The following is an 8049-nucleotide window of genomic DNA, read 5'->3' on the forward strand; positions in this document are numbered from 1 at the left end:
TAGTCTAGCGCCCCGGGAGTCTAGCACACTAGGAGCCCGGCGCACCGGCAGTCTGGCGCACCGGGCTCGATGGCGCAGGCCCTGCTTTCCGGTGACCCCACTTGCCGCTGACCCTACTTGATCGTGATCGTGCCTTTCATGCCCTTGTCGGCGAGGTCGGGCACCGACCACGTGTAGATGCCGGGCCTCACGGTGGTGAACTGTACCTGGATGGTGCCGTCGGCGTCGAATTCGAGCCATGCGGGCGCGCCGTTCATGTGCACCTCGAGGTCGTTGATGACGATCTGATTGTTCCACACATTGCGGAAGAGGTCGGTATGGAATTTGTACTCCAGCCCGCCGGCCGCGGTGATCTTCCAGCGATAGCCCTGGCCGGCGATCAGCTGGAAGTCCTTCTGGTTGACGGTGAACTGGTCGTCCTTGGCGCCGAGGATAAGTTCCGGCACGTCCTTGCTGGCCCGGGTTGCCTTCTCGGTTTCGGGACTGGCGTCCGTCTTGGTGGCGGCACCGGCGGCTGCGTCATCGTCATCGTCGTCGTCCTGCGCCCAGGCGTGGCCCTGCGTGAGTGCCATGCCGACCAATGCAGCGAATGCAAGTGCCCGAAATTTCCGCATGATTTCCTACCCTTCTGCTGTTTTTCTGCCTGTTTGATTCAATTGGGCGAGACGACGACACCCCACGGCAGCGCGCCGACGGTCACCGACTGCACCGGCTCGTCGGTCGCCACGTCGATGAAGGTGATGTCGTTCGATACGCCGTTGGTCGAGATGATGGTCTTCTGGTCCGGGGTGAAGGCGAGCTGCCAGACACGTTGGCCGACCAGCACGTATTTCTCGACCTCGTATGTCTCAGTGTTGATCACCGCGACGCGGTTGGCCGGTCCGAGCGCCACATAGGCTTTCTTGCCGTCGGCGGTGATGCGCACGCCGACCGGCTGGATGGATTCGGCCCTCAGCCCAGCAATCTCGAAGGTGATCTTGTGGACGATCTCGCGCGTTTCATTGTCGATCACCGAAACCGTGCCGCCGATCTCGGCACTCACCCAGGCCTGCTTGCCGTCGGGCGTGAACTCGACGAAGCGCGGACGCGTGTCCACCAGTACATTGTGGGTGATCTCGTGGGTCGTCGTATCGATGAAATGCGCCATGTTCGTCGTTTCCGACGTGTTGACCATGGTCTTTCCGTCCGGACTGACGCCCATGCCTTCCGGTTCGACGCCGACCGGGATCTCGGCCAGCACCTTCTTGCTCTCGATGTCGATGACGGTGACGAGATTGTCGTCCTCATTGGCGACGTAGAGTGTCTTGCCGTCAGGCGAGAGCACGAAGAGTTCCGGGTCGGGCCCGGAGGGCAAGGTATCGACGATCTCCAGGGTTGCCGTGTCGATCACCTCGATCGAATCATCGTCGCTGGCGCAGAGATAAACGTGCTTGCCGTCATGTGAGATGGTGATGCCGCGCGGACGCTGCCCCACATTGACGGTCTTCACCACCTGCATCGTCGCGGTGTCGACGACGCTCATCGTGTTGTCCTTCTCGTTGGAAACATAGGCCGTATAGGCCGCCGCCGGGCCGGCCATGAAGCCGGTCGCGAAAATGGCGAGCGCGTAAGCTCCTCTCTGCACTGAAATCCCTCCCAATTTGTTCTACTCAAGCACGCATTTCGTTTCCGGCTCATCGACCCCGAGCGTATCGAGCTCGGACACCTGGTGCAGAAAACCTTCCTGCGGCGAGGTCGAGACGACCGACCGGTTGTCGCCGAGGAAGATCGGCTGCCGCAACTGCTGGTTCCACTTGCGGAAGGTCAGCTTCTGCCCCTTGAAGGCGGCGATCGAGAAATCGTCGGAGCGGATGAAGTCGGCCATCTTGCGCGGATCGGCGCCCTGCGTGCGGGTCGCGGCCTCGCCGAGGATGCGCACCGCGGTCCACGCCGCCATGTCCTTCGATATCATGCGGCGGCCGTTTGCCTTGGCGAAGCGGTTCTGGATCTGGGTGCCGCCCCATTGCTCGCTGGCCGGATGCCAGGCCGACGGCGTGAGGCCGGCGGTGCCGGCGACCGGTCGCGCAATCCAGGTGCGGAACGGAACGTAGGTGCCGAACACCTCGCTCTCGTCGGCGACCAGCAACACGTCGTGCTCCGGCAGGTCCTGGGTGAAGACAGGCATCTGCCGCTGGATCTGGACGACGCCGGAATCGGTCCGCCGTGCCGTGCCGGTATCCTTGAACTCCTTTTCGCCGACGATCTCGCCGCCGAAGCGGGTCGCCGCCCGACGCAGCGCCTCGGCGAAAAGCTGGTCCCGCTCGTGCGAGCCGTAGATCAGCACCCAGCGCCGCCATTGCTTCCAGATGAGATATTGCGCCAGCCCGTCGGCCAGCATGCTGCGCGTCGGGATGGTGTGGAAGATGTTGGCGCGGCATTCCTCCTCGCGAAGACTGTCGTCGGTGGCGCCGGCATTGAAGATCAAGACGCCGTTGTCGCGGGCAAGATCGGCGATCGACAGCAATTGCCTGGCCGAGAGGTCCGCAACCACATAGCGATCGCCCTTGGCGATCATTTCCTGGAAGGCCGGAACGACGTCCGCGTCCGGCTTTACCTCGGTGACGTCGAGGCTGAATTTCTGGCCGAGGAAGCTGCCGGTCGTGTTGTTGTCGGCAATCGCCACATTGGCGCCGGCAACACCTTCATCGCGCGGCGGGACGTCGACCACCGACAAAGCCAGCTGCGGCGCATAGGCGCGCAAATAGCCTATCTTGATTTCGGTTACCTTTTTCTCCGGCTTGGCCGTCGCGGCCGGCGACGCTTCCTGGGCTAGCACGCCGGGAACGTTGACGGTCAGGGAAAAAAAGCACAAAAAGGCCGCGAGAGTGCACGGCACCGCGCTCGTCATCGATAAAATTACCCGTTCTTGCGCTAAAGTCCGATTGTTGTCGGACCGGCGCGAAGTCAAGGTGCCCGTGATGAGCTTAGCTGACCCGCAAAATTTATCAAACCCTAGAAGTGGACTTCTTGCGTCTGCTTTAGTCCGAGGCCTTCTCGCCGGAACGGCAGCCGGGCGGATTTCGGTATACGGGCCCAGGATCAGCAATGCCCTTGCCGATATGGAGTCTGCCGCCGACGAGGCGGTGGGCGAATCCTCGCACCGGAAGATCAATCGTCTCGACAAGGGCGTCCTGTCGCCGGAGAAAGTCCAATGACCAGAATGCTGGCCAGCGTCACCGGCGTCGACGAGGCGGAGATCGCGCTTGCGGGCGGCGTCGACATCGTCGACCTGAAGGACCCGAAGGCGGGAGCGCTGGGCGCGGTATCCATTCAAACGCTCAGCCGGACGATTTCGCTGATTGCCGGCCGGGCGCCGGTCAGCGCGGTGTGCGGCGACCTGCCGATGGAACCCGAAACGATCCGCGCCAAGGCCGAAGAGATCGCCGCCACCGGCGTCGATTACGTCAAGATAGGCTTTTTTCCGTCGGCAAATGCCGCTGCTTGCGCGGCGGCGCTCGAGCCGCTCGCCGCGCGAACGAAACTGATCGCCGTGCTTTTCGCCGATCTGGCGCCGGATTTCGAGCTTTTGCCGGTATTTGCCAAACATCGCTTCCATGGCGCCATGGTCGACACCGCGAACAAGGCGAACGGGCGGCTGCTCGACCATCTGCCGCCTGAGCAAATCCCGGGGTTCGTCGATCGAGCGAAATCGCTCGGTCTCATGGTTGGCCTGAGCGGATCGCTGGAGGCCCCCGACATTCCGCGCCTGTTGCCCTTCGCTCCCGATTTTCTCGGCTTTCGCGGGGCGCTGTGTGGCGACTCCGGCCGCACCGGTTCGATCAGCGCCGAGGCGGTTTCGCAGATCCGCGAGCTGGTTCCGGAAGTCTCCCGGGCCGGCGGCTCGTCGAGCGTCGACTACCGCCTGCTGGCGGCGAGGGGCTATTCGCCGGACACCGACCCGACGCTGGGCACGGACAAGATCTTCGTGCGGGACTTTGTCCTGCCGGTCCAGATCGGCGCTTACAGCTTCGAGCACGGCCATACACAGAAGGTGCGTTTCGACGTGACCGCCGACGTGCTGCAAGTCACCGACCATCCCGAAGACATGCGCCATGTGTTCTCCTACGACATCATCATGGACGGCATTCGCACCATCGTTGCGCGGGGCCACGTCCAGCTTAGCGAGGCCCTGGCCGAGCAGGTGGCGACGTACATCCTGGAGAACCCGCGTGTCGTGCGCGTCACGGTAAGGGTGGAAAAGCTCGAACTCGGCCCAGGCGGCGTCGGCGTCGAGATCGAACGCAAGCGCCAATCGGCAGGCCGCGGCGTTGCCTCCGGTTCTGCCGGCCGAAAAGGCCAAAGCGCTGTTTCCCAGCCGCGACAGGAAAGGCCCGAGGTCGTCAGGCGCGCCGTCGTCAAGCTGGGCGGCAGCACGGTCCGTGCGGCGGAACTGGAAAGCTGGATCGCGGCGCTGGCCGGTTCCAAGCTGCCGGTCGTCATCGTGCCCGGCGGCGGCCTCTTCGCCGACCAGGTGCGCGAGACGCAGATCCGCATGGATTTTTCCGACACCGCCGCCCACGCCATGGCGATCCTCGCCATGGAGCAGTTCGGCCAAATCATCCTCGACCGTGACGAAAGGCTGGCGCCGGCACGGTCGCTGCAGGAAATGGCGCGGGCGTCGGACGCTGGGAAGGTCCCGGTGTGGCTGCCGTCGTCATTGGCCCTGTCGGCGCCGGACATTCCGGTGTCCTGGGACATCACCTCCGATTCGCTTGCCGCCTGGCTTGCCGGCAAGCTCGGCGCGAAGGCGCTGCTGCTGATCAAGCAGACCGGCGCCTTCTTCGGCAGCGACACCATCGACAGCCTGGCCACCAGAGGCATCGTCGACGCCGGCTTCGCCGCCATGCTGCCCGACGGCGTCGATTTCCATCTCGCCGGCCCGAAAGATGCCGCCGGGGCCGGGGCGCTGCTCGCGGCGGGCAATCTGCCCGGCGTCGCGATCGCGGCGCCGGTCAGGCCGGCAAGAAAAGCAGGGTAGGCGATGGCGACGCTGCATACGCCGCGCTGGGCATGGGTTTTGACCGGTTCCGGTCATTTTTTTACGGAGAGCTTCGCACTCATTCACCAACTCGAGCATTGCGATGTCTTCGTGTCGAAAGCCGCCAACGAAGTGCTGCGCATGTACAAGCTCAAGCTGGATTTCCCGCAGACGACGCGCGTGCTGCACGACAAGACGGCGAGCGCGATCCCGGTCGGCGAATTCTATCACGGCGTCTATCACACGGTCGTGGTGGCGCCGGCCAGTTCCAACACGGTCGCCAAATGCGTGCACGGCATTTCCGATACGCTTGCCACCAATGTCTTTGCCCAGGCGGGAAAGTGCCGGGTGCCGGCCATCGTCTTTGCCTGCGACACCGCGCCGGAGCTCGAAACCATGGCGCCGCATGGGCTGGTCAAGGTCTATCCGCGCAGGATCGACCTGGAGAATACCAACCTGCTGAAGAGCTTCGAGCGCACCCAGGTGGTCGAGTCGCTCGCCGATCTCGAAACCTCGGTCAGGCGGCGCCACGCCGAACTCGCAAGCCATGGCTGAGCGGCTGGTCTTCCTTACCGGCCATCTGGCCAAGGTCCGGTTGGAACGGCTGCTGGCGGGGCTTGGCGAAACCGAATTTGCGTGGGAGATCATCGACATCGGCGTCAAGGTTGCGGCGCTAATGACCGAAGACATCATCAAGCGGCGGCTCAGCCTGACAGGCGGCACCGACCGCGTCATCCTGCCCGGCCGCTATCGGGGGGACATCGAGCACCTGTCGAACCATTTCGGCGTGCCCTTCATACGCGGCCCCGACGAGATCGCCGATCTGCCGGCCTTTCTCGGCCGGGCGGGCGAGCCGCCAGACCTTTCGCGTCACGACATGCGCATCTTCGCCGAAATCGTCGATGCGCCGATGCTGTCGGTCGAAGGGCTGGTGGCGCGGGCGCGGGCGCTGGTTGCGGCCGGCGCCGACGTCATCGATCTCGGCTGCCTGCCGGAAACGCCGTTTCCATTGCTGGAAGAGGCTGTGCTCGAGCTGAAGGCACGGGGATTTCTGGTCAGCGTCGATTCCGCCAGCACGGACGAACTGTCGATCGGCGCGCGCGCCGGTGCGGACTATCTTCTCAGCCTCGATGAGAACACGCTGCCGCTGGCCTTCGGCCACAAGGCTGTGCCGGTGCTGATCCCGTCCGCCCCCGGCGATCTTGATTCGCTCGGGCGGGCCATCGATGCGGCGCAAAAGGCCGGCGTCGCCTTCATCGCCGATCCCGTGCTCGACCCGATCCATTTCGGCTTCGCCGCCTCACTCGGGCGTTTCATCGAGGCGCGCCGCCGCTGGCCCGAGGTCGAACTGCTGATGGGCACCGGCAATCTCACCGAATTGACCGACGCCGACAGTTCCGGCGTTACCGCCGTTCTGGCCGGGCTCTGCTCGGAACTGCAGGTCCGAAACGTGCTTGCCGTGCATGTCAGCCCGCACACGCTGCGAACGATCGAGGAGCACGATATTGCCCGCCGCATCCTGTTTGCCGCGAAGAACGACGGTGCGCTGCCGCGGAGTTACCATCCGGGGCTGCTGCAGGTTCACGACCGCAAGCCGTTTACGGCCTCGACCGGCGATATCGAGGCATTAGCGGCAGAGGTGCGCGACGCGAACTTCCGCATCATGACCGCCGAGGACGGCATCCACGTCTTCAACGGCAAGGGGCATGCGGTTGCCAGGGATGCGTTCGAACTGTTTGCCGGGCTCGGCGTTGAGGCCGATGGCGCGCACGCGTTCTACCTCGGCGCGGAACTGATGAAGGCCGAGATCGCGTGGCGCCTCGGCAAGCGCTATGTGCAGGACGAGCCGCTCGCATGGGGCGTTGCCGCGCCGGCTCCCGAAACCGACCGCACCCGTCTTGCGGAAGCGGGCCACACGCTTCGCGCGAAGAAAGAGCGCTAAACCATGCCCTACATTCGCGAATCGATCATCACCACGGTCAACAAGGCCGGAACCGTCCACATCGCGCCGATCGGCATTATCGCTGAGAAGGACGGCTGGGTCATCGCGCCGTTCCGGCCGTCGGTCACGCTCGACAATCTCGCCGAAGTGCCATTCGCCATCGCCAATTATACCGACGACGTGCGTATCTTTGCCGGCTGCCTGACCGGCCGCAAGCATTGGCCAACCGTTGGGGTTGACGGGTTTGCGGTGCCGAGGCTCGCGGCGGCGCTCGCGCATTCCGTCCTCGAAGTCGAAAGTGTCGATGACGATGGTATGCGGCCCCGCCATTTCTGCCGCGTGGTGCGGGAGGAAACGCATGCGCCGTTCACCGGCTTCAACCGCGCCAAGGCGGCGGTGCTGGAACTGGCCATCCTGGTCAGCCGGCTCGGCATGCTGCCGCGCGACAAGATCGAGGCGGAAATCGCCTACCTTTCGATTGCCATCGAAAAGACCGCTGGCGAGGGCGAAAAGGAAGCTTGGGGCTGGCTGATGCAGCGTGTCGGTGAGCACTTGGCGGCCAAGGATGCCAGTGGCGAGGATGCACGGGGCTGAACCGGATACGCTGAACCAGAGTAAGCGTCCGGGCTGACGCGTTTTAGCATGGTACACGGTGGCCCCTGATCTCAAACGGCAGTTTTCGATCCTTTTGCAGGCATTGAGCCCGGTATGCACGATGACCGGAGTGGGGCCGAAACCGGTCGGGCCGCTTCCGTGAAGAGTTTCGGGCGCCGGCAGGCGTACGAAAGTCCCCGAGGAAGGAACCCGCGGGCCACAGGCGATGGCTATGGGGATTTCGGATTTCGGCAGATGTCGGCGATTGCGCGACCGCCGTCGGGAAGCTCTGGGGTGAATGCGGACAGACCGCTTCGTTGCGCCTCCGCGCGGTGTTGTCGGGACGGTGGGCAGCTGGGCGCGGCCCTGTCGGCGCCGATGATCACCATGGACGCGCGTGGGTTCGCCGCCGGAGGCTGAGTGCCTGCAGCTGAAGGCGGAACCATTCCATGCCGGGTCATGGCGTGCTGCTGCTCCCGGTCGACGGGGAACCGTG

The 8049-nt window shown here is 64.3% G+C and carries 8 protein-coding genes; 5 read left to right on the plus strand and 3 right to left on the minus strand.

What is annotated here, in order from left to right:
* Window positions 1–113: 113 nt before the first annotated feature.
* The 3 genes from IQ26_RS30235 to IQ26_RS30245 all read right to left on the minus strand — a co-directional run bounded on the left by IQ26_RS30235 (window position 114) and on the right by IQ26_RS30245 (window position 2887).
* A complete protein-coding gene (locus tag IQ26_RS30235; RefSeq protein ID WP_145722028.1) occupies window positions 114–614 on the minus strand; it encodes a cupredoxin domain-containing protein in 501 nt (166 codons plus the stop codon).
* A 38-nt stretch (window positions 615–652) separates the two neighbouring features.
* On the minus strand, window positions 653–1579 hold the full coding sequence (locus IQ26_RS30240) for a YVTN family beta-propeller repeat protein (RefSeq protein WP_162458119.1): 927 nt from the start codon (window positions 1577–1579) through the stop codon (window positions 653–655).
* A gap of 66 nt (window positions 1580–1645) precedes the next feature.
* Window positions 1646–2887 (minus strand): ABC transporter substrate-binding protein, encoded by a 1242-nt coding sequence (locus tag IQ26_RS30245; protein ID WP_145722032.1) that lies wholly within the window; start codon window positions 2885–2887, stop codon window positions 1646–1648.
* Here IQ26_RS30245 and IQ26_RS39545 point away from each other — a divergent pair.
* Genes IQ26_RS39545 through IQ26_RS30265 form a run of 5 tightly spaced genes read left to right on the plus strand, consistent with a single transcriptional unit; the run spans window position 2865 to window position 7553 of the window.
* Window positions 2865–3194 carry a hypothetical protein gene (locus IQ26_RS39545; RefSeq protein WP_162458116.1) on the plus strand — a complete coding sequence of 110 codons (330 nt, stop codon included), beginning with the start codon at window positions 2865–2867 and terminating at the stop codon, window positions 3192–3194. The genes IQ26_RS30245 and IQ26_RS39545 overlap by 23 nt on opposite strands.
* Window positions 3191–5017, plus strand: a complete 1827-nt coding sequence (locus IQ26_RS40695) for a (5-formylfuran-3-yl)methyl phosphate synthase (protein WP_145722034.1) — start codon at window positions 3191–3193, stop codon at window positions 5015–5017. The genes IQ26_RS39545 and IQ26_RS40695 overlap by 4 nt, the downstream gene beginning before the upstream one ends.
* Before the next feature lie 3 nt (window positions 5018–5020).
* Entirely contained in the window at window positions 5021–5572 is a 552-nt protein-coding gene (locus tag IQ26_RS30255) for a flavoprotein (protein ID WP_145722036.1), read from the plus strand.
* Window positions 5565–6959, plus strand: coding sequence for a DUF6513 domain-containing protein (locus IQ26_RS30260; protein ID WP_145722038.1), 1395 nt, complete (start codon window positions 5565–5567; stop codon window positions 6957–6959). Before IQ26_RS30255 ends, IQ26_RS30260 begins: the two co-directional genes overlap by 8 nt.
* 3 nt (window positions 6960–6962) lie before the next feature.
* On the plus strand, window positions 6963–7553 hold the full coding sequence (locus IQ26_RS30265; protein ID WP_145722040.1) for a DUF447 domain-containing protein: 591 nt from the start codon (window positions 6963–6965) through the stop codon (window positions 7551–7553).
* Window positions 7554–8049 lie beyond the last annotated feature (496 nt).

It is taken from the genome of Mesorhizobium tianshanense (genome assembly GCF_007830515.1).
GTDB classification, from domain to species: domain Bacteria; phylum Pseudomonadota; class Alphaproteobacteria; order Rhizobiales; family Rhizobiaceae; genus Mesorhizobium; species Mesorhizobium tianshanense.

Excerpts from the sequence above, each read along its gene's own strand:
- IQ26_RS30235 (WP_145722028.1), bottom strand. The coding sequence starts at position 614 with ATGCGGAAATTTCGGGCACTTGCATTCGCTGCATTGGTCGGCATGGCA.
- IQ26_RS30240 (WP_162458119.1), bottom strand. The coding sequence starts at position 1,579 with ATGGCCGGCCCGGCGGCGGCCTATACGGCCTATGTTTCCAACGAGAAG.
- IQ26_RS30245 (WP_145722032.1), bottom strand. The coding sequence starts at position 2,887 with ATGACGAGCGCGGTGCCGTGCACTCTCGCGGCCTTTTTGTGCTTTTTT.
- IQ26_RS40695 (WP_145722034.1), top strand. The coding sequence starts at position 3,191 with ATGACCAGAATGCTGGCCAGCGTCACCGGCGTCGACGAGGCGGAGATC.
- IQ26_RS30255 (WP_145722036.1), top strand. The coding sequence starts at position 5,021 with ATGGCGACGCTGCATACGCCGCGCTGGGCATGGGTTTTGACCGGTTCC.
- IQ26_RS30260 (WP_145722038.1), top strand. The coding sequence starts at position 5,565 with ATGGCTGAGCGGCTGGTCTTCCTTACCGGCCATCTGGCCAAGGTCCGG.
- IQ26_RS30265 (WP_145722040.1), top strand. The coding sequence starts at position 6,963 with ATGCCCTACATTCGCGAATCGATCATCACCACGGTCAACAAGGCCGGA.